General features: G+C 60.8%; 19 protein-coding genes. 4 read left to right on the forward strand and 15 right to left on the reverse strand.

Annotated elements, in window-relative coordinates; genetic code table 11:
* Positions 1-36: 36 nt before the first annotated feature.
* The 4 genes from KW062_RS23865 to leuA all read left to right on the forward strand — a co-directional run bounded on the left by KW062_RS23865 (position 37) and on the right by leuA (position 5,202).
* Positions 37-930, forward strand: coding sequence for a LysR family transcriptional regulator (locus KW062_RS23865; RefSeq protein WP_105755906.1), 894 nt, complete (start codon positions 37-39; stop codon positions 928-930).
* Positions 931-983: 53 nt separating this feature from the next.
* On the forward strand, positions 984-2,363 hold the full coding sequence (gene xseA / locus KW062_RS23870) for an exodeoxyribonuclease VII large subunit (protein ID WP_027619672.1): 1,380 nt from the start codon (positions 984-986) through the stop codon (positions 2,361-2,363).
* 3 nt (positions 2,364-2,366) lie between these two features.
* Entirely contained in the window at positions 2,367-3,188 is an 822-nt protein-coding gene (locus KW062_RS23875; protein WP_027619671.1) for a peptidoglycan DD-metalloendopeptidase family protein, read from the forward strand.
* 334 nt (positions 3,189-3,522) lie between these two features.
* Positions 3,523-5,202, forward strand: coding sequence for a 2-isopropylmalate synthase (gene leuA, locus KW062_RS23880; protein ID WP_027619670.1), 1,680 nt, complete (start codon positions 3,523-3,525; stop codon positions 5,200-5,202).
* A gap of 154 nt (positions 5,203-5,356) precedes the next feature.
* Here leuA and KW062_RS23885 read toward each other — a convergent pair whose 3' ends face one another.
* From KW062_RS23885 to hscB, 15 genes are all read right to left on the reverse strand, one after another.
* Positions 5,357-6,148 carry an amidohydrolase gene (locus tag KW062_RS23885; RefSeq protein WP_105755907.1) on the reverse strand — a complete coding sequence of 264 codons (792 nt, stop codon included), beginning with the start codon at positions 6,146-6,148 and terminating at the stop codon, positions 5,357-5,359.
* The gene (locus KW062_RS23890; RefSeq protein ID WP_027619668.1) at positions 6,136-7,284 is read right to left on the reverse strand and encodes a pyridoxal phosphate-dependent aminotransferase; all 1,149 of its coding nucleotides are present in this window, start codon (positions 7,282-7,284) and stop codon (positions 6,136-6,138) included. The genes KW062_RS23885 and KW062_RS23890 overlap by 13 nt, the downstream gene beginning before the upstream one ends.
* Positions 7,285-7,406: 122 nt before the next feature.
* The gene (gene der / locus KW062_RS23895; RefSeq protein WP_027619667.1) at positions 7,407-8,870 is read right to left on the reverse strand and encodes a ribosome biogenesis GTPase Der; all 1,464 of its coding nucleotides are present in this window, start codon (positions 8,868-8,870) and stop codon (positions 7,407-7,409) included.
* A 241-nt stretch (positions 8,871-9,111) separates the two neighbouring features.
* The gene (gene bamB / locus KW062_RS23900) at positions 9,112-10,263 is read right to left on the reverse strand and encodes an outer membrane protein assembly factor BamB (protein WP_105755908.1); all 1,152 of its coding nucleotides are present in this window, start codon (positions 10,261-10,263) and stop codon (positions 9,112-9,114) included.
* Positions 10,256-10,897, reverse strand: coding sequence for a YfgM family protein (locus KW062_RS23905; protein WP_027619665.1), 642 nt, complete (start codon positions 10,895-10,897; stop codon positions 10,256-10,258). The genes bamB and KW062_RS23905 overlap by 8 nt, the downstream gene beginning before the upstream one ends.
* A gap of 40 nt (positions 10,898-10,937) precedes the next feature.
* Complete coding sequence (gene hisS / locus KW062_RS23910; RefSeq protein ID WP_027619664.1) at positions 10,938-12,227, reverse strand: histidine--tRNA ligase; 1,290 nt, start codon at positions 12,225-12,227, stop codon at positions 10,938-10,940.
* Positions 12,228-12,249: 22 nt separating this feature from the next.
* Entirely contained in the window at positions 12,250-13,359 is a 1,110-nt protein-coding gene (gene ispG, locus KW062_RS23915) for a flavodoxin-dependent (E)-4-hydroxy-3-methylbut-2-enyl-diphosphate synthase (protein ID WP_027619663.1), read from the reverse strand.
* 3 nt (positions 13,360-13,362) lie between these two features.
* Complete coding sequence (locus KW062_RS23920) at positions 13,363-14,367, reverse strand: RodZ domain-containing protein (protein ID WP_027619662.1); 1,005 nt, start codon at positions 14,365-14,367, stop codon at positions 13,363-13,365.
* Positions 14,367-15,125, reverse strand: a complete 759-nt coding sequence (gene pilW / locus KW062_RS23925) for a type IV pilus biogenesis/stability protein PilW (protein WP_027619661.1) — start codon at positions 15,123-15,125, stop codon at positions 14,367-14,369. Before pilW ends, KW062_RS23920 begins: the two co-directional genes overlap by 1 nt.
* Before the next feature lie 12 nt (positions 15,126-15,137).
* Positions 15,138-16,286: a 23S rRNA (adenine(2503)-C(2))-methyltransferase RlmN gene (gene rlmN / locus KW062_RS23930; RefSeq protein ID WP_027619660.1), complete on the reverse strand. Its 1,149-nt coding sequence runs from the start codon at positions 16,284-16,286 to the stop codon at positions 15,138-15,140.
* 28 nt (positions 16,287-16,314) lie between these two features.
* Positions 16,315-16,740 carry a nucleoside-diphosphate kinase gene (ndk, locus tag KW062_RS23935; RefSeq protein ID WP_003227894.1) on the reverse strand — a complete coding sequence of 142 codons (426 nt, stop codon included), beginning with the start codon at positions 16,738-16,740 and terminating at the stop codon, positions 16,315-16,317.
* A gap of 88 nt (positions 16,741-16,828) precedes the next feature.
* A complete protein-coding gene (gene iscX / locus KW062_RS23940) occupies positions 16,829-17,029 on the reverse strand; it encodes a Fe-S cluster assembly protein IscX (RefSeq protein WP_027619659.1) in 201 nt (66 codons plus the stop codon).
* 14 nt (positions 17,030-17,043) lie between these two features.
* Positions 17,044-17,385, reverse strand: a complete 342-nt coding sequence (gene fdx, locus KW062_RS23945; RefSeq protein WP_027619658.1) for an ISC system 2Fe-2S type ferredoxin — start codon at positions 17,383-17,385, stop codon at positions 17,044-17,046.
* A gap of 2 nt (positions 17,386-17,387) precedes the next feature.
* On the reverse strand, positions 17,388-19,250 hold the full coding sequence (hscA, locus tag KW062_RS23950; protein ID WP_027619657.1) for a Fe-S protein assembly chaperone HscA: 1,863 nt from the start codon (positions 19,248-19,250) through the stop codon (positions 17,388-17,390).
* A 51-nt stretch (positions 19,251-19,301) separates the two neighbouring features.
* Positions 19,302-19,823 carry a co-chaperone HscB gene (gene hscB, locus KW062_RS23955; protein WP_105755909.1) on the reverse strand — a complete coding sequence of 174 codons (522 nt, stop codon included), beginning with the start codon at positions 19,821-19,823 and terminating at the stop codon, positions 19,302-19,304.

Genomic DNA, 19,823 nt, shown 5'->3' on the forward strand with positions numbered 1-19,823 from the left:
TCTACGCCGCCAACCTATCTCTAAAAGGCATGACTTGTGCTATCGACCCGCCAATTGCGCTATTTCGTCGAAATCGCCGAATGCGGCAGTTTCAGCGCCGCTGCCGAACGCCTGTTCGTCGCTCAATCCGCCTTGAGCCGGCAGATCAAGGACATGGAGAACCGCCTGCAGACCCCGCTGTTCGAGCGCACCGCCCGCCAGCCGCGCCTGACCGCCGCTGGCGAGGCCTTCTTGCCGCGTGCCCGCAGTCTGCTCAATGAACTGGTCAAGGCCAGTGACATGGCCACCCAGGTCGGCAACGGCCAACTGGGCACCCTGCGCCTGAGCCACTCCAGCACGGTGCCCTTGTGCGGGCGGGTACTGACGGATATCAGCGCCTTTATCGAGCGCGAGCCCGGCGTGTCGCTGGACATCGGCAAACTGTCCTCCGAAGCGCAGCTTGAGGAATTGAGTGAGGGCCGTCTCGACCTTGGCCTGCTACGTCTGCCGGTGTTGCGCCAGCGTGAAGGCATCCAGATTGTGCCACTGTTCAGCGAGCGCTTGCTGCTGGCAGTGCCCACGGACCATCGACTGGCCGCCTCCAGCACGGTCGAGTTGGCGCAATTAAAGGACGAGGCGTTCATTTCCGTCCCCCATCCGCAACGCGGCGGCCTGAGCTATTTATGCGCCGAGTTGTGCATGGGCCAGGGATTTTTTCCTACAGCTGCACGGGTGGTGTCGCGCAAGACCACCCAATTGCAGTTGATCCAGGCCGGATTCGGCATCGCCTTGCTCCCCCAGTCCATGCAGGACATCGCCCCGTCCGGCGTGCGCTTTTTGACCTTGGCTGATGAGCATTGCCAAAGCACGGTCGCCCTCGCCTACCGACAGGACCCACCGCCGCTGATCCAGCACTTGATCCGAACCCTGACCCGTGACGAAGATCGCTGAGGCCCGGACATGGTCATGGAGATTCCCAAGCGAATGCCTTTAAACTGCGCCCCATGATTAAAGATCCCTTTGCAAGACTCGGCCTCGACCGGGAAGTCCTGACCGTCAGCCAGCTCAACGGCCGTGCGCGGGTGTTGCTCGAAGACGTGTTCAGCAACATCTGGGTCGAAGGCGAAATCTCCAACCTCGCCCGCCCGGCGTCCGGTCATGTCTATTTCACCCTCAAGGACAGCGGCGCCCAGGTGCGTTGCGCGCTGTTCCGGCAGAACGCGGCACGGGTGCGCCAGGCCTTGAAAGATGGTCTGGCAGTCAAGGTGCGCGGCAAAGTCTCGCTGTTCGAAGGCCGTGGCGACTATCAGCTGATCCTCGATACCGTCGAGCCTGCCGGCGACGGCGCTTTGCGCTTGGCGTTCGATGCGCTGAAGGAAAAGCTCAGCGCCGAGGGCCTGTTCAGCGCCGAGCGCAAAGTGCCGCTGCCGGCCCACCCGCAACGCATCGGCATCATCAGCTCGCCAACCGGCGCGGTGATTCGCGACATCATCAGCGTATTCCGCCGCCGCGCGCCGCAGGTGCAACTGACCCTGATCCCCACCGCTGTGCAGGGCCGCGAAGCCACGGCGCAGATCGTCCGCGCCCTCAAGCTGGCCGACTCCCGGGGCTTCGACGCCTTGATCCTGGCCCGTGGTGGCGGTTCGCTGGAAGACCTCTGGTGCTTTAACGAGGAGGCGGTGGCGCGTGCAGTGGATGCCTGCGTCACGCCGATTGTCAGCGCGGTCGGGCATGAGACCGACGTGTCGATCAGCGATTTCGTCGCCGACGTCCGCGCCCCTACCCCATCGGCCGCTGCCGAGCTGCTGGCGCCAGACTCCAGCGACCTGGTGCGCCGCATCGAAAGCCTGCACCGGCGACTGCTGATGCGCATGCGCGACCGTTTGCTGCGCGATCGCCTGCGCCTGGAAGGCATTTCCCGCCGCCTGCGTCATCCGGGCGAGCGTCTGCGCCAGCAGGCTCAGCGTCTGGATGACCTGGACATGCGAATGCGCCGCGCGTTCGAACGTCAGCTCAACAGTCGACGCGAGCTGTTGCTGCGCCTGGAAACCCGCCTTGCCGGCCAGCATCCCGGACGCCAACTGGCCCTGCTGCGCCAACGCCTCGACAGCCTCGGCGAACGCTTGCCGCGGGCCATGCGCGAAGGGCTCAAGGCTCGACGAATGCAACTGCAAAGCCAGGTGCAGACCCTGCAAGTGGTCAGCCCGCTGGCGACCCTGGCCCGTGGCTACAGCATCCTGCTGGATGAACGCGGCAACGCGATCCGCAGCGCCGCCCAGACCCACAACGGCCAACGCCTGAAAGCCCGGCTGGGCGAGGGCGAGCTGCAGGTACGTGTCGAGGACAACCACCTGACGCCTGTCACCCTTTCTCTACTGGATTGATCAATGCCGCGCTTTCTCGCTCCCCTGCTGTTGCTTTGCCTGACCTTCAATGCCCACGCCGACAGCTACATCACCCGCCTGCTGAACAAACCGGTGCCCGGCGGCGTTGCCGTGATCAGTCTCGGCGCCTCCCCTCAGGCGCCCAAGGCCAGCTACCAGGGCAAACCGGTGCTGGTGGTGAAAGAACAGGACAATTGGCTGGCGATTGTCGGCGTGCCCTTGACCGTCAAACCCGGCCAACAACAAATCAGCAGCGCCGGGCGCAACCTGAGTTTCACCGTGAGCATCAAGAAGTACCCGGAGCAGCGCATCACCCTGAAAAACACCCAGCAGGTCAATCCGAACCCGGCCAACCTCAAGCGCATCGAGACCGAACTGGCGGAACAGATCAAGGCCTACCGCACGTTCAGTCCGAATACCCCGAGCAATCTGCTGCTGGACAAGCCGGTCAATGGCCCGTTGTCGAGCAAGTTCGGGGTACGCCGCTTCTTTAACGGCGAAGAGCGCAACCCCCACTCCGGCCTGGATTTCGCAGTGCCGGCGGGAACGCCAATCAAGACCCCAGCCGCTGGCAAGGTGATCCTGATCGGTAACTACTTTTTCAATGGCAACACGGTGTTCGTCGATCATGGGCAGGGCTTTATCAGCATGTTCTGCCACATGTCGAAGATCGACGTGAAGGTCGGCCAAGCGCTGGCCCGAGGCGCGGTTGTCGGTAAAGTGGGCGCCACCGGGCGTGCAACCGGGCCACACATGCACTGGAACGTCAGCCTGAATGATGCCCGGGTCGACCCGGCGATCTTCATTGGTGCGTTCCAGCCGTAACCCCTGCCCTATGGATTGCGCACGACCAAAAGTCTGCGCAATTACCAGCAACAATTTCACCAATCTCGAAAATAAAATCTCGAGATTAGCGACATTACAGGTATTCCTCTCAAAGATTTTCGACTGCTTGCCATCCTTTCCCGGCGCGGTTAGGGTTGAGGGCATGAAAACCTCTCACACCCTCATTCAGCTTCGCCAGCACCGCAGCCTGTGCCTCGTCAGCGCACGACTGCCGGGCTGAATCGCAGCGCCTCGCCCCCTGCTTTATCCCACAAGAATTGATCCACCGGCAGGCCGCCTCTTTTCGGCCGATCACAGAACAAGGACTACCCAGATGAGCATGCTCAAAGACCCGTCTTCGAAATACCGCGCGTTCCCGACCATCGACATCCCTGACCGCACCTGGCCATCGAAGACCATCGATGTCGCGCCGATCTGGTGCAGCTCCGACTTGCGCGACGGCAACCAGTCGCTGATCGAACCGATGGACGCGGTGAAGAAGCTGCGCTTCTGGAAAACCCTGGTCTCGGTGGGCGTCAAGGAAATCGAAGCGTCGTTCCCGGCCGCTTCGCAAACCGACTTCGACTTCGTACGTACCCTGATCGAAGACGGCCACATCCCGGACGACACCACCATCCAGGTGTTGACCCAAGGCCGTGAAGACCTGATCGCGCGCACGTTCGAATCCCTGCGCGGGGCGAAAAAAGCCATCGTTCACCTGTACAACGCCACCTCGCCTTCGTTCCGACGCATCGTCTTCAACCAGGACAAGGACGGGATCAAGGAAATCGCGGTCAGCGCCGCCAAGCTGTTCGTCAAATACGCCGCCCAGCAGCCAGAGACCGAGTGGACCTTCGAGTACTCGCCAGAAACCTTCAGCGCCACTGAGCTGGAGTTCGCCAAGGAAGTCTGTGATGCGGTGATCGAGGTCTGGAACCCGAGCCCTGAACACAAGATGATCCTCAACCTGCCAGCGACCGTCGAGTGCGCTACGCCGAACATCTACGCCGACCAGATCGAGTGGTTTGGCCGTCACATCAACCGTCGTGACAGCGTGATCATCAGCCTGCACACCCACAACGACCGTGGCACTGGCGTGGCCGCCACCGAACTGGGCCTGATGGCCGGCGCCGATCGCGTCGAAGGCTGCCTGTTCGGCAACGGCGAGCGTACCGGTAACGTCGACCTGGTGACCGTGGCCTTGAACCTCTACACCCAAGGCGTCAACCCGGAACTGGACTTCTCCGACATCGACGGCGTGCGCAAAGTCGTCGAAGAGTGCAACCAGATCGCCGTACACCCGCGTCACCCGTACGTCGGCGACCTGGTCCACACCGCATTCTCCGGCTCGCACCAGGACGCCATCCGCAAGGGCTTCGCCCAGCAGCAACCGGATGCCTTGTGGGAAGTGCCGTATTTGCCGATCGACCCGGCCGATATCGGTCGCAGCTACGAGGCGGTGATTCGCGTCAACAGCCAGTCCGGCAAAGGCGGTATCGCTTACCTGCTGGAGCAGGAATACGGCATCAACTTGCCGCGCCGCATGCAGATCGAGTTCAGCCAGGTGGTGCAACGCGAAACCGACCGCTTGGGTCTGGAAATGACTGCACAGCAGATCCACGCTTTGCTGCACAGCGAGTACTTGCAGGCCAACACCCCGTACGCGCTGGTCAGCCACCGCCTGCAGGAAGAAAACGGTCATAGCGCGGTCGAAGTTGAAGTGTCGAGCAAGGGTCAGGGCGAAACTAACCTGAACTGGCGCGGCAAGGGCAACGGCGCCCTCGAAGCCCTGGTGGCCGGCTTGCCAATCCCGGTTGAAATCATGGACTACAACGAACACGCGATTGGCGCAGGCACCAATGCCAAGGCGGCGGCCTACATCGAACTGCGGGTCAACGGTGAACGTGCGGTACACGGTGTGGGTATCGATGAAAACATCACCACCGCCAGCTTCAAGGCCCTGTTCAGCGCGCTGAACCGCTCGCTGAGCCAGCCACAGGCCAAAGCGGCGTAATGCAATAGCTGCAATGCAAAAGGCCCCGAATTTCGGGGCCTTTTTTTTGTGACCTTAAAGGCCCCATCGCGAGCAGGCTCGCTCCTACAGTGAGAAACGCATTACCTGTAGGAGCGAGCCTGCTCGCGAAGCGATCTGTCAGGCAACAAAGAACTCAAGTGAACTCAAAGGTATCGGCATCCAGATTCGCCGGGAACCGCGCCCGGTAAGCCGCCAACTCGGCAGCATCGAGCACGACCTTGAACACCCCATCCGCCTCGCTGGCACTGAGCAAAGTCTCGCCCTGGAAGTCCAGGACCTGACTGTCGCCGGTATAAGCGAAGCCCTTGCCATCGGTGCCGACCCGGTTCACTGCAGCGACATAACAAAGGTTTTCAATGGCCCGCGCTGGCAGCAAGCGATTCCAGTGCAGGCGGCGCGCGCCGGGCCAGTTGGCGGTGTACAGCAACAGATCAGTGTCGTGTGGGTCACGGCTCCACACCGGAAAGCGCAGGTCGTAGCAAATCAGCGGTCGCACCCGCCACCCCTTCAGCTCGAACTGCACCTGACGCTCGCCGGGGGTGTAATGGTTGTGCTCACCGGCCATGCGGAACAGGTGGCGCTTGTCGTAATGCCACACCTCGCCATCGGGTCGCGCCCACAGCAAGCGATTGCGATGACTGCCATCCGCCGCCTGGACGATCACGCTGCCGGTGATTACCGCATCCAGCTTGGCCGCCTGAGTCCGCAACCATTTACTGGTCGGACCGTTTTCCGCCTCGGCAAGGGTTTGCGACTCCATGGAAAAGCCAGTAGTAAACATCTCGGGCAAGATCACCAGGTCAGCACCACGGGCCTGTTCCAGCAGCAGTTCGAAATGCTCGAGGTTGGCCTGACGGTCGTGCCAGGCCAACGTGGTCTGGATCAACGCCACGGTGAGATTCGGCAAGCTGCTCAGATCGCGCATAGTTTCACCGCTGCTTCACGCAGGGTCTCCTCTCGCTTGGCAAAGCACAGGCGCACCAAGCGCTGGCCTTGCGGTGGCGTCTGGTAGAACACGGAAATCGGAATACTCGCCACGCCATGCTCGCGGGTCATCCACAGGGCCATTTCGACATCATTGAGGTCGGGACGGATCTGCGAGTAATCGACGAGCTGGAAGTAAGTGCCAGTTGACCGGGTGAAACTGAAGCGCGATGGCGCCAGCAGGTCGCAGAACAGATCGCGCTTGGCCTGGTAGAAACCGGGCAGTTCTTCAATGTGTTCAGGATGCTCAGCCATGAAATCGGCCAGGGCGTATTGCAGCGGCGTCACCCCGCAAAAGTTCACGTACTGGTGCACCTTGCGCAATTCCGCCGTGAGGGCCGGCGGCGCGACCACATACCCGGTTTTCCAGCCGGTAACGTGGTAGGTCTTGCCGAACGAGCTGACCACGAATGCACGCTGGTACAGCTCTTCATGGGCCAGGACGCTGGCATGGGGCACGTTGTCATACACCAGGTGTTCGTAGACTTCGTCGCTGATCAGGTAGATATCGCGATCCCGGATCAACGCCGCCAACTGGTCGAGCTCGACACGGCTGATCAAGGCACCACTGGGGTTGTGCGGGCTGTTGAGGATGATCATCCGCGTGCGTGGGCTCAGTGCCCGGGCCAACTTTTCGAAGTCGATACGGAAATCGTCCAGGCCCAATTGCACATGCACACAACGACCGCCGGCCAGCTCTACCGAGGGCTCGTAGCTGTCGTACGCAGGGTCAAACACGATGACTTCGTCACCGCTGTGGATAACCGCCTGAATGGCACAGAAAATCGCCTCCGTGGCGCCGGGAGTCACGGTCACTTCCGCGTCCACATCGACTTGCACACCGTAACGGCGGGCGACCTTCGCGGCAATTTGCTCACGCAACACCGGCAGCCCGGTCATTGGCGAATACTGGTTATGGCCGTTGGCGATATGCCGGCCGACCGCATCGCACAGTGCCTGGGGGGCCGCGAAATCGGGGAATCCCTGGGACAGATTGAGCGCGCCGGTCTGCGCCGCGAGCTGAGACATTTGCGTGAAGATGGTGATGCCGACATTCGGCAGCTTGCTGGTGATCATCGGTGGTTCCCTGCTCTACACCCGACTCGAAAGCCCGAGGATAGCCCATCCGCCGCCGATAAAAAAAGGGCGCATAAGCGCCCTCTTTCGGCTCGGATCCAGGGATCAGAGCAGGCCAGCCATCAACGCTTGTCGCGGCGCTTCTTGTCGGCCTTCTTGTGGTGCGACATCAAACGACGCTTCTTATTGACCTGGCGGTCGGTCAGCGAGTTCTTGTTGGCTTCGTATGGGTTCTCGCCGCCCTTGAACTCGATGCGGATCGGCGTACCGACCAGCTTCAGCACACGACGGTAAGTGTTCTCCAGGTAACGAACATAGGAGTTCGGGACCTTCTCGATCTGGTTACCGTGGATCACGATCAGCGGCGGGTTGGCACCACCCAAGTGCGCATAACGCAGCTTGATCCGGCGGTTGTTGACCATCGGTGGCGCGTGCTCGCTGACCGCGTCTTCGAGAATCTGGGTCAGGCGGTTGGTTGGCCAGCGAGTGATCGCCGACTTGAAGGAGTTCTGTACCGACTGATACAGGTTACCCACACCAGTGCCGTGCAGCGCCGAAATGAAGTGGATGTCGGCGAAGTCGACGAAGAACAACCGGCGCTCCAGCTCGACCTTCACGTAATCACGCTCGGATGGCGTCATGCCGTCCCACTTGTTCAGCGCGATAACGATGGCGCGACCGGCTTCCAGGGCAAAGCCCAGCAGGTTCAGGTCGTGGTCTACCACGCCTTCGCGGGCATCCATCACAAAAATCACCACGTTGGCGTCTTTGATCGCCTGCAGGGTTTTGACCACCGAGAACTTTTCAACTTCCTCGTTGATCTTGCCGCGCTTGCGCACACCGGCGGTGTCGATCAGCGTGTACTTCTCGTCGTTACGCTCGAACGGGATGTAGATACTGTCGCGGGTGGTGCCTGGCTGATCGTAGACGATGACCCGGTCTTCACCGAGCATGCGGTTGACCAGGGTCGACTTGCCGACGTTCGGACGACCGATGATGGCGATCTTGATGCCATCTTTTTCGCTCGGACCGGGAATCCGCACCGCTTCTTCGCCTTCGGCGACGTTGGCGTTCAGATCCTCTTCTTCGGTGTCACGCGGGAATTCGCCCAGGGCGGCTTCCAGCAACGTATTGACACCGCGACCTTGCGCACCGGCAACACCGATGGCGTGGCCCATGCCCAGCGGGGCGAATTCGGCGCGGGCCATTTCAGGATCGATGTTGTCGATCTTGTTGGCCACCAGCAGGGAGCGTTTGTTGCGCTTGCGCAAGTGCTCGGCAATCATCTGGTCGGCGGCGGTGAAGCCCGCCTTGGCGTCTACCAGGAACAGAACGACATCGGCTTCTTCGATGGCCAGCAGCGACTGCTCGGCCATCTTTTCGTCCATGCCGTGTTCGTCACCGGAAATACCACCGGTGTCGACCAGGATATAGGAGCGCCCTTGCCACTTTGCCTCACCGTATTGGCGATCACGGGTCAGACCGGAAAGGTCGCCGACAATAGCGTCGCGGCTTTTGGTCAGGCGGTTGAACATGGTGGACTTGCCGACGTTCGGTCGGCCCACCAGGGCGATTACGGGAACCATGCGGCTCTCCACTTCGATAATTCAGAAAATACAAAAGCCGCTGCAAGGCAGCGGCTGGTGCTCGAGGGCTTCCCTGGACGCATCTCTGTAGGAGCGAGCCTGCTCGCGAAAAACGCCCAGACACCGCATTTATTCAGGACGCCAACGTCATCGTTGACGTCCATCGCGAGCAGGCTCGCTCCTACAGTTCAGTATTGCCGACAGGTATAGCCGCCTGGGGTATTACCCCCAAGCATAGTCCTTACTTGATGGTCAGGGCTTCCAGTTTGCCGCTGTTGCCATACACATAAATCGTGTCACCCACCACCAGCGGACGGGCGCGCAGGCCATCGCTGTCGATGCGTTCACGGCCGACGAAACGGCCATCCACCTGACTCAACAGGTGCAGGTAACCTTCCAGGTCACCGACTGCAACGTAGCTGGAGAACACTTCCGGAGCCGACAGTTGACGACGGGCCAGCGAATCGTTGCTCCACAATGCCGTGGTGGAACGCTCGTCGACGCCTTCAACAGTGCCCGAAGACAGGCTCACGTAGACGTTGCCGAAACCCTGGGCGACACCGGCGTAGCTGGACGCATCACGCTGCCACAGCTGACGACCGCTCTCCAGGTCCAGCGCCGCAACGCGACCCTGATAGCTGGCGACGTACAGGGTGCCGCCCGACAGCAGCAGGCCGCCGTCGATATCGACCACGCGGTCCAACTCGGAACGACCCTGAGGGATCGCAACACGAGTTTCCCACACTGGCACACCGTTGTTGATGTCCAGCGCCACGACCTTGCCAGTCGACAGACCGGCCAGCGCCAGGCGGTTGGTCACGATCGGTGCACTGGTACCGCGCAGGGTCAGAACGGCAGGCGTGCTGTCGTAGATCCAGCGCTGATTGCCGGTGGACGCATCCAGGCCGATCAGGCGATCGTCCTGGGTCTGAACCACCACCACGTCACCATTGTTCGCCGGCGGAGCCAGTACTTCACTGGTCACACGGGCGCGCCAGCGCTCGTCACCGGAGTTGGCATCCAGGGCAACCACTTCGCCGCGCAGGGTACCGACCATGACCAGCCCGTAACCCACGCCTACGGCGCCGGAGACTGGCAGTTCAAGGTCTTTCTTCCATTTGACGTCGCCGTTACCGCGATTCATGGCCACGACAATGCCGTTTACGTCGCCGGCATAGATGGTATCGCCATCGATCGCCGGGACCAGCATGTTATAGGTCTCGCCCTGACCGTCACCGATCGAACGACTCCACTGCTTCTGCAGGACCACTTCTTCTTTGAAGTCGACCAGTTCGGCCGGTGGCAATTCTTTTTTGCTGTTGCTGCTGCAACCCGCGGCCAGAACGGCCAGAGCCAGCAATGCTGCATGTTTCCAACGAATCACGTCACGCATCCCCTTTGGCCAGGTCATCCAGCTTGATTTGCAGGCCGCCGACTGCCGCTTCATCCGACAGTGCCGCCTTGGCTTTTTCGTACGCCGCGTGAGCCTCGTCGGTACGACCCAACTGCACCAGCAGGTCACCCTTGAGTTCTTCGCGAGTGGCCAAGAACGCCTTGTCGGCATCGCCGTCCAGCAGTTTCAGGGCATCTTCAGCTTTGTTCTGTGCAGCCAGGACCTGCGCCAGACGCTGACGCGCGATCTCGCCCAGGGCCGGATTGGCCGGCTTGTCGGCAACTGCTTTCAGCTCGGTGGCTGCGTCGTCGAGCTTGCCGCTGTCGACCGCGACCTTGGCCACGAACAGGCTGCCGTATTGGGCGTAGGCGGTGCCGCCGAACTCGCTGTTGAGCTTGTTCGCCAGGTCCGCTACACGGGCTGCGTCAGGCTTGCCGTCCGGGGTCAGGGTGGTTTCCAGCAATTGCTGATAGAGCATCGAGGCGCCTTGCGACTGATTGCTCTGATACTTCTGGAACGCCTGCCAGCCGAACACGATGACCAGCGCCAACAGGCCGCCAGTGACCAGGGGTTTACCGTTGCGCGTCCACCAGTCCTTCAAATCCGCCAGCTGTTCATCTTCGGTACTCGACACCCCAATACTCCTTATTCGCTAAATCGGCTGTTTGACAGCTTCAACCCTGCACGACGCAGGTGGCCAGGTGAGCGGCGAGCGCATCCCAGGCAATGCTTTGTTGTTCGCCCTGGCCACGCAGGGGTTTGAAACCTACCACTTGCTGGGCCATTTCGTCGTCACCCAGGATCAGTGCGTAGAGTGCACCGCTCTTGTCGGCTTTCTTGAACTGGCTCTTGAAGCTGCCACCGCCGGCATTCACTTGCAGGCGCAGGTTGGGCAACTGGTCGCGCACCCGCTCGCTCAACGCCAGCCCGGCCAGCTCGGCGGCTTCGCCGAACGCGCACAGGTAGACATCGACCTGACGGGAGATTTCTTCCGGGATCTGCTCCAGGGTTTCCAGCAGCAGCACCAGACGCTCGATCCCCATGGCGAAACCGACGCCAGTGGTCGGCTTGCCGCCCATCTGCTCGACCAGGCCGTCGTAACGACCGCCCGCGCACACGGTGCCCTGGGCACCGAGCTTGTCGGTGACCCATTCGAAAACGGTCTTGCTGTAGTAATCCAGCCCGCGCACCAGCTTCGGGTTGATCACATAAGGAATGCCCGCGGCATCCAGGCGCGCCTTGAGGCCTTCGAAGTGCGCGCGCGACTCGTCGTCCAGGTAGTCGGCCATCTTCGGCGCATCCACCAGGATCGCCTGGGTATCGGCGTTCTTGGTGTCGAGCACACGCAGCGGGTTGGTCTTCAGGCGGCGCTGGCTGTCTTCGTCGAGCTTGTCGAGGTGTTGCGAGAGGAACGCCACCAGCGCTTCACGGTAACGACCACGGGACTCACTGGTGCCCAGGCTGTTGAGCTCGAGCTTGACCGCATCGCGGATACCCAGCTCGCCCCACAGGCGCCAGGTCAGCACGATCAGCTCGGCATCGATGTCCGGACCGTCGAGGTTGAACACTTCGACGCCGATCTGGTGGAACTGGCGATAACGGCCTTTCTGCGGACGCTCGTGGCGGAACATCGGGCCGATGTACCAGAGCTTCTGCACCTGGCCACCACCGGTGATGCCGTGCTCCAGCACTGCACGTACGCAAGCGGCAGTGCCTTCCGGACGCAGGGTCAGGGAGTCGCCGTTGCGGTCATCGAAGGTGTACATCTCTTTTTCGACGATGTCGGTCACTTCACCAATCGAACGCTTGAACAGCTCGGTGAACTCGACGATCGGCATGCGGATCTGCTTGTAACCGTAGTTATCCAGCAGACGCGAAACGGTGCCTTCGAAGTGACGCCACAGCGGGGTCTGATCGGGCAGGATGTCGTTCATGCCACGAATGGCTTGCAGAGACTTGCTCACAAAAATTCCTTAATTCGTTTGATCAGCCGCGGGCGATCAGCGCTGCGTCAGCTTCGACCTTTTCGGCCGCTTTCTGGCGAATCAGCCGTTCCAGCTCATCCACCAGATTGTCATTCGTCAATTTCTGCGACGGCTTGCCGTCGATGTAAATCAGGTTCGGTGTGCCGCCCGTCAGGCCAATGTGCGCCTCTTTGGCTTCACCAGGACCGTTGACCACGCAACCGATTACCGCCACATCCAGCGGCACCAGCAGGTCTTCAAGGCGCCCTTCCAGCTCGTTCATGGTCTTGACCACATCGAAGTTCTGCCGCGAGCAGCTCGGGCAGGCGATGAAGTTGATGCCACGGGAACGCAGGTGCAGGGACTTGAGGATGTCGTAGCCGACTTTCACTTCCTCGACCGGGTCGGCCGCCAAAGAAATGCGAATAGTATCGCCAATCCCTTCGGCGAGCAGCATACCGAGGCCCACGGCGGATTTCACTGTGCCTGAGCGCAAACCGCCGGCTTCAGTGATCCCCAAATGCAGTGGCTGGACGATTTCCTTGGCCAGCAAGCGGTAGGCTTCGACCGCCATGAACACGTCAGAGGCCTTCACGCTGACCTTGAAGTCCTGGAAATTCAGGCGCTCAAGGTGCTCGACGTGACGCAAGGCCGACTCGACCAGCGCTGCCGGCGTCGGCTCGCCGTATTTCTTCTGCAGGTCTTTTTCCAGGGAACCGGCGTTCACGCCGATGCGGATCGGGATCCCGCGGTCACGTGCCGCATCGACCACAGCGCGAACCCGGTCTTCACGACCGATGTTGCCCGGGTTGATACGCAGGCAATCGACGCCCAGTTCGGCCACGCGCAGGGCGATGCGGTAGTCGAAGTGGATGTCGGCGACCAGCGGCACCTTGACCAGTTGCTTGATCTTGCCGAAGGCTTCGGCCGCGTCCATGTCTGGAACGGAAACCCGCACGATGTCGACGCCAGCCGCTTCCAGGCGGTTGATCTGGGCCACGGTGGCCGCGACATCGTTGGTATCGCTGTTGGTCATGCTCTGCACGGCGATGGGCGCATCACCGCCCACCGGTACCGAACCGACCCAGATCTTGCGGGATTCGCGACGTTTAATTGGAGATTCGCCGTGCATGACTTATTGACCCAACTTAAGGCGAGCAGTGGCGCCATTGGTGAACGGAGCGATATTGACCGCCTGCCCGTTGTAGGAAACTTCTGCGCCACGGGCAAAGCCCAGGAGGACAGCGAACGGCGGCTTGCCGCTGACATCAACAGTGTCGCCTTTACGTTTCAGACCGGCAAACAGCACTTTTCCGTTGCCGTCTGTCACTTGGGTCCAGCAATCGGCAACAAATTGAATGCGTACCTGGCCGGAACCGGCGACCGGAGTGGCCGGTGCGACGACTGTGGCGACCGGAGCTGCTGGCGTTGCTGGAGCGGCAACAGCAGGGGTCGGTGCAACTGGCGCTACCGGAGCAGCAGGCACGGCCGGTGCAGTCACCACCGGAGCCGCGGTAGCGACCGCAGCAGGATCGGCAGCAGTCGTTTCCGCTGCCGGCGCCGTGCTGGTGCCCTCTGGCAGAGCCAACGGCGTCGCCGCCTCGGTTTGCGCCTCGACCACGGCCTGATCTTCCGGCTCGTCGAGCGGGTGGATCTGCGTGGTGCCGTCGGCGCCCTCGACTTCAACGTGTTCCGGATTCAGACCGATCAGATCTTTGGTACGCAGCGAGGTTTGGTCCTGCCACCAGACAAAACCGCCACCCACGACGGCAATCAGCAGCAGCAGGCTGACGATGCGCAAAATGGTGTGGGAAATACGGCTTGGTTCTTCGATGCGGCCCAGGCTGTGCACGTTGCTGCCCTGGGCATCGGTGCCGGTGTGCTGGTCGAACTGCTGAACCAGAACGGCCTGGTCCATGCCGAGCAATTTGGCATAGGCACGGATATAGCCGCGGGCAAAGGTATGCCCTGGCAGCTTGTCGAACGCGCCAGCTTCCAGGTTACCCAAGGAAATCGTGGTGAGGTTGAGCTTTACTGCCACTTCCGCCAACGACCAGCCATTGCTTTCGCGGCCCTGACGCAAGGTCTCTCCGGGGTTTACGCGAGTCGCTGCTACAACTTCGGGATGCGCCGCTTTCATCATTGCTCCGACAGGTATTGCTGATATTCCGGGGTACCGGGATAGAGTCGTGTTAATTGCAGGCCCAGACTGGCGGCCTTGTCGCGATCTTCGAACACACTGGCCAACCGCACGCCGAGCCATAGACTACGTGCATTTTGCTCGGCGAGCTGGCTAAAACGGTCGTAATAGTCGCGCGCGGGCACATAATGCCTGTCTTCGAACGACAACTCAGCCATTTCCAGCAACGCCCGTGGCTGCTGGCGATTCAGGCGCAGGGCTTTTTCCAGGTATTCTCTGGCCAGATCACGCTCGCCGAGCTTCATGGCGGTCATGCCCAGGCTTTCGAAAACCCGTGAACGTTCAGGGTAGAGACTGTCGGCAGCCGCTTGTTCAAAGCGCTCGTAGGCGTCCTTGTAGCGCTGCTGCTGATAGAGAAAGCTGCCGTAGTTGTTCAGGATCCGCGCATCGCCGGGACGCACCGCCAGTGCCTTGCGAAAATGCTGGTCGGCCAGCGACGGCTCCATTTCCGCCTGGAACACCAAGCCCAGGGCAGCATTCGCATCGGCGTCCGCAGCATCGAGCTCCAGCGCTTTCTTGAGCGGCACCTTCGCTTGCTCGGTCATGCCCTTGTGCAGGTAGCCCATGCCCAATTGCACATAGGCGGCTCGCGCTTCGTCCCGCCCCTTGCCGGTCTGCAGCGGGTCGTTGCCGCCCGATGACACACAGCCAGCCGAAAGGCTGGCCAACAGCAGGAGCAGCGCCAAGCGCAGGGACATAGAGATCCTCTCTTAGTTACGGGTCGCAGCGTCTTGGGCCATATCGTTGTCGGCGCTCAATTCACGCACGGCGATATAACGTTCGCTGCGGCGGGTGCGATCCAGCACCTGCCCTACCAATTGACCACATGCGGCATCGATGTCTTCGCCGCGCGTGGTGCGCACGGTGACGTTGAAGCCAGCATGGTGCAGTTGATCCTGGAAACGGCGAATGGCGTTGTTGCTCGGCCGCTCGTAACCGGAATGCGGAAACGGGTTGAACGGGATCAGGTTGATCTTGCACGGTACGTTCTTGAGCAACTCGATCATTTCAACCGCGTGCTCAACTTTATCGTTGATGTCCTTGAGCAAGGTGTACTCGATGGTCAACACACGCTTCTCGCCCAGGGACGACATGTAGCGCTGACACGATTCGAGCAGCATCTTAAGCGGATACTTCTTGTTGATCGGCACCAATTGGTTACGCAATGCATCATTCGGTGCGTGCAGCGACAACGCCAGGGACACGTCGATGTGCTTGGACAGCTCATCGATCATCGGCACCACGCCGGAGGTCGACAGGGTCACGCGGCGCTTGGAGATGCCGTAGCCCAGGTCGTCCATCATCAGGTGCATGGCGGCAACGACGTTGTCGAAGTTCAGCAGCGGCTCGCCCATGCCCATCATCACCACGTTGGTGATGGCACGTTCGGCGGTAGCCGGAATGCTGCCAAACGATTTGTTGGCAATCCACACCTGTCCGATCACTTCGGCGGCGGTGAGGTTGCTATTGAATCCTTGCTTGCCGGTGGAGCAGAAGCTGCAGTCCAGGGCACAGCCTGCCTGGGACGAAACGCACAAAGTGCCGCGTTTGCCCTGGGGAATGTAGACGGTCTCGACGCAGCTGCCGGACGCCACGCGCACCACCCACTTACGGGTGCCGTCGCTGGAAATGTCCTCGCTGACCACTTCGGGGCCGCGAACTTCGGCAATGGCCTTGAGCTTGTCGCGCAGGGCCTTGCTGACGTTCGTCATGGCGTCGAAATCATCGACGCCAAGGTGGTGAATCCATTTCATTACCTGACCGGCACGGAAACGCTTCTCCCCGATTGAGTCGAAGAATTTTTCCATTTCCTGTTGAGTCAGACCCAGCAGGTTGGTTTTTACAGTCGATGTAGTCATGGATTCACCTTCACTCTTAAGCCAATGCTTAGCGAGTGGTTACTTCAGTAGCTGCGAAGAAGTACGAGATTTCGCGAGCAGCAGCGGCTTCGGAGTCCGAACCGTGTACAGCGTTGGCGTCGATCGATTCAGCGAAGTCAGCACGGATGGTGCCGGCAGCAGCTTCTTTAGGGTTGGTAGCGCCCATCAGCTCACGGTTGCGAGCGATAGCGTTTTCGCCTTCCAGAACCTGAACAACCACTGGACCGGAGATCATGAAAGCAACCAGGTCACCGAAGAAACCGCGCTCTTTGTGCTCAGCGTAGAAGCCTTCAGCTTCGGCTTTGGACAGCTGCTTCATTTTCGAAGCAACAACTTTCAGGCCTGCTTTTTCGAAACGAGTAACGATTTCACCAGCGGCGCCTTTGGCAACGGCGTCAGGCTTGATGATGGAGAAAGTGCGTTGAACAGCCATGATGTAACTCCAGAAACAGTAATGTGCGAAAAATTAAACCCGCGAATTATACGCGGGTTCTTGGGTATTGCCTAACCTGCGAGGACGATCAGTCGACTTCTTCAATCCAGAGCGCCTGGACCGCTTCCAACACCTTCTCGCCGACTCGGCCAGAAGTGTTGTCAAAGTCCGGCAGCTCCATGATCCATCGCTGCAGGTCGACGAAATTGACCGAAAGCGGATCTACATCCGGCTTGGCTTCAGCCAGTTCTTCTGCGATGCGTTGAACATCATTCCAACCGTAGCTCATGACAGTCTTACCAGTCAGTGCGGCGCTTCGGCCGCATGGTTAAGCGAATATTTCGGGATTTCGACGGTGATGTCTTCTTCACCGACGATGGCCTGGCAGGCCAGGCGCGACTGCGCTTCCAGACCCCAGGCACGATCGAGGAAATCTTCCTCCAGCTCGTCCGCTTCTTCCAGCGAATCAAAGCCTTCGCGAACGATGCAGTGACAGGTGGTGCAAGCACACACGCCGCCACAGGCACTTTCCATCTCGATGTGGTGCTCATGCGCCAGCTCGAGGATGGAGATGCCGGGGGCCGCGTCAACGACCAGGCCTTCCGGGCAGAACTTCTCGTGGGGCAGAAAAATGACCTGCGGCATCGTTATTCCTCAATCTCGTTCAGGTTGCGCCCCGCCAGCGCGGCTTTCACCGTCGAATCCAGTCGGCGGGCAGCAAAAGCGTCGGTCACTTGCGACAGACGCTTGGTCTGCTGCTCGATGGCGAAACCATCGGTGCCTTGCATCAATTCGGTCAGTTCCTGCACTTGCAACTCGATGACCATGCGCTCGTCGGCATCCAGCAAGCGCTCGCCGTCAGCTTCCAGTGCAGCCTGCACCGCTTCGATCAGGCGCTGGGCGTCGACTTGCTGCTCGCGCAACACGCGGGCCACCTTGTCATCGTTGGCGTGCTGGAACGAGTCCTTGAGCATGCGAGCGATTTCACCGTCGGTCAGGCCGTAGGACGGCTTGACCTGGATGCTCGCCTCGACACCCGAACCCAGTTCGCGGGCGGACACGCTGAGCAGGCCATCGGCGTCGACCTGGAAGGTCACGCGAATCTTCGCCGCACCTGCCACCATCGGCGGGATACCGCGCAATTCAAAGCGCGCCAGAGAGCGGCAATCGCTGATCAGCTCGCGCTCACCTTGGAGCACATGAATCATCATGGCCGACTGGCCATCTTTGTACGTGGTGAAATCCTGGGCGCGGGCAACCGGGATCGTGGTGTTGCGTGGAATCACCTTCTCCATCAGCCCGCCCATGGTTTCCAGGCCCAGGGACAACGGAATCACGTCGAGGAGAAGCAGTTCGCCACCATCGCGCTTGTTGCCGGCCAGGGTATCGGCCTGGATCGCAGCACCAATGGCGACCACTTGATCCGGATCGATTTCGGTCAGCGGCTGGCGACCGAAGGCTTCGGCGACCGCCTCGCGAACACGCGGAACACGGGTCGAACCGCCGACCATGACCACCGCATTGACTTCTTCCAGTTCGACACCGGAATCACGCACGGCACGCCGGCAAGCCTTGAGGCTGCGCGCGACCATCGGCTCAATCAGCGCATCAAAGGCTTCGCGAGTCAGCGCGGCCTTCCACTCGCCGTAGACCACTTCGACGCTGGCGGCGCTGGTCAACGCTTCCTTGGCCGCACAGGCGGTTTGCAACAGATGACGCTGCGCACCCGGATCGAGGTCAGCCGACAGGCCAGCGCTCTCGATGATCCAGCCGGCAATCGCATGATCGAAGTCATCGCCACCCAGGGCCGTATCGCCACCGGTGGCCAGCACCTCGAACACACCGCCAGTGAGGCGCAGGATCGAAATATCGAAGGTACCGCCGCCCAGGTCGTAGATCGCCACCAGCCCTTCAGCGTGCTGATCCAGGCCATAAGCCACCGCCGCAGCGGTCGGCTCATTGAGCAAGCGCAAAACGTTGAGACCGGCCAGCTTGGCCGCATCTTTGGTCGCCTGGCGCTGAGCGTCGTCGAAGTAGGCCGGAACGGTGATCACCGCGCCCACCAGTTCACCACCCAGAGTCGCTTCTGCGCGCTGGCGCAGGACCTTGAGGATATCAGCAGAGACTTCCACCGGGCTTTTCGGCCCCTGAATGGTGTCGATGAACGGCATGTGCGACTCGCCGTCGACGAAGCGATACGGCAGTTGCTCGCCCAATTGCTTGACGTCGGACAGACCACGACCCATCAAGCGCTTGACCGACAGCACGGTGTTCAGGGGATCGGCGGCCGCGGCCTGACGGGCGGACTCGCCGACCTCGACATGGTCGGCGTGGTAGCGCACTGCAGACGGCAGGATCACCTGCCCTGCAGCGTCGGCCAGCGGTTCGGAAAGACCACTGCGCAACGCAGCGACCAGCGAATTGGTAGTACCCAAGTCGATCCCCACAGCCAGGCGACGCTGGTGCGGTTGAGGACTTTGGCCGGGTTCGGCGATCTGCAGTAGGGCCATCGTTATCAGGACTTATCTGTATATCAGGCGTGCGACCGAGGCGGCACTGGGTTAATCGTCGAGGCGCTCTTCTAACTGGCGCACTTCGTAGGTGAGCTTGTCGAGGAACTGCATGCGCCGCATCAGGCGTTCGGCCTGTTCGCGTTGCACTGCATCGTTCCAGCAAGCTGCGAAGCTTTGGTTCAGCTCATCCTGGGCAGTTTTCAGGCGTCGCTTGAACACCGCGACACCGGCCAGATCGGCGCTGTCTTGCAGGTCTTCGAGCTCTTCACGCCATTGCATCTGCTGCAGGAGGAAGTCCGGATCGTGCACCGTGACTTCCAGCGGCAACTCGCCACCGCCGAGCGCGAGCAAGTATCGCGCACGCTTGGGCGGGCTCTTGAGCGTCTGATAAGCCTCGTTGAGGCTCGCCGACTGCTCCAGCGCCAAGCGCTGCTCACGCTCGGAAGCATCAGCAAAACGGTCCGGGTGAACGCCGCGCGCCAACTCACGGTAGCGCGTAGCCAGCTGATCGAGGTCCAGATTGAAGCTCGGTTGCAGCTCGAATAAAGCGAAATGACAAGGAGTTCCCAC

The sequence above is a fragment of the Pseudomonas fluorescens genome, assembly GCF_019212185.1.
Taxonomy (GTDB): domain Bacteria; phylum Pseudomonadota; class Gammaproteobacteria; order Pseudomonadales; family Pseudomonadaceae; genus Aquipseudomonas.

Excerpts from the sequence above, each read along its gene's own strand:
- xseA (WP_027619672.1), top strand. The coding sequence starts at position 984 with ATGATTAAAGATCCCTTTGCAAGACTCGGCCTCGACCGGGAAGTCCTG.
- KW062_RS23875 (WP_027619671.1), top strand. The coding sequence starts at position 2,367 with ATGCCGCGCTTTCTCGCTCCCCTGCTGTTGCTTTGCCTGACCTTCAAT.
- leuA (WP_027619670.1), top strand. The coding sequence starts at position 3,523 with ATGAGCATGCTCAAAGACCCGTCTTCGAAATACCGCGCGTTCCCGACC.
- KW062_RS23885 (WP_105755907.1), bottom strand. The coding sequence starts at position 6,148 with ATGCGCGATCTGAGCAGCTTGCCGAATCTCACCGTGGCGTTGATCCAG.
- KW062_RS23890 (WP_027619668.1), bottom strand. The coding sequence starts at position 7,284 with ATGATCACCAGCAAGCTGCCGAATGTCGGCATCACCATCTTCACGCAA.
- der (WP_027619667.1), bottom strand. The coding sequence starts at position 8,870 with ATGGTTCCCGTAATCGCCCTGGTGGGCCGACCGAACGTCGGCAAGTCC.
- bamB (WP_105755908.1), bottom strand. The coding sequence starts at position 10,263 with ATGCGTGACGTGATTCGTTGGAAACATGCAGCATTGCTGGCTCTGGCC.
- ispG (WP_027619663.1), bottom strand. The coding sequence starts at position 13,359 with ATGCACGGCGAATCTCCAATTAAACGTCGCGAATCCCGCAAGATCTGG.
- KW062_RS23920 (WP_027619662.1), bottom strand. The coding sequence starts at position 14,367 with ATGAAAGCGGCGCATCCCGAAGTTGTAGCAGCGACTCGCGTAAACCCC.
- pilW (WP_027619661.1), bottom strand. The coding sequence starts at position 15,125 with ATGTCCCTGCGCTTGGCGCTGCTCCTGCTGTTGGCCAGCCTTTCGGCT.
- rlmN (WP_027619660.1), bottom strand. The coding sequence starts at position 16,286 with ATGACTACATCGACTGTAAAAACCAACCTGCTGGGTCTGACTCAACAG.
- ndk (WP_003227894.1), bottom strand. The coding sequence starts at position 16,740 with ATGGCTGTTCAACGCACTTTCTCCATCATCAAGCCTGACGCCGTTGCC.
- iscX (WP_027619659.1), bottom strand. The coding sequence starts at position 17,029 with ATGAGCTACGGTTGGAATGATGTTCAACGCATCGCAGAAGAACTGGCT.
- fdx (WP_027619658.1), bottom strand. The coding sequence starts at position 17,385 with ATGCCGCAGGTCATTTTTCTGCCCCACGAGAAGTTCTGCCCGGAAGGC.
- hscA (WP_027619657.1), bottom strand. The coding sequence starts at position 19,250 with ATGGCCCTACTGCAGATCGCCGAACCCGGCCAAAGTCCTCAACCGCAC.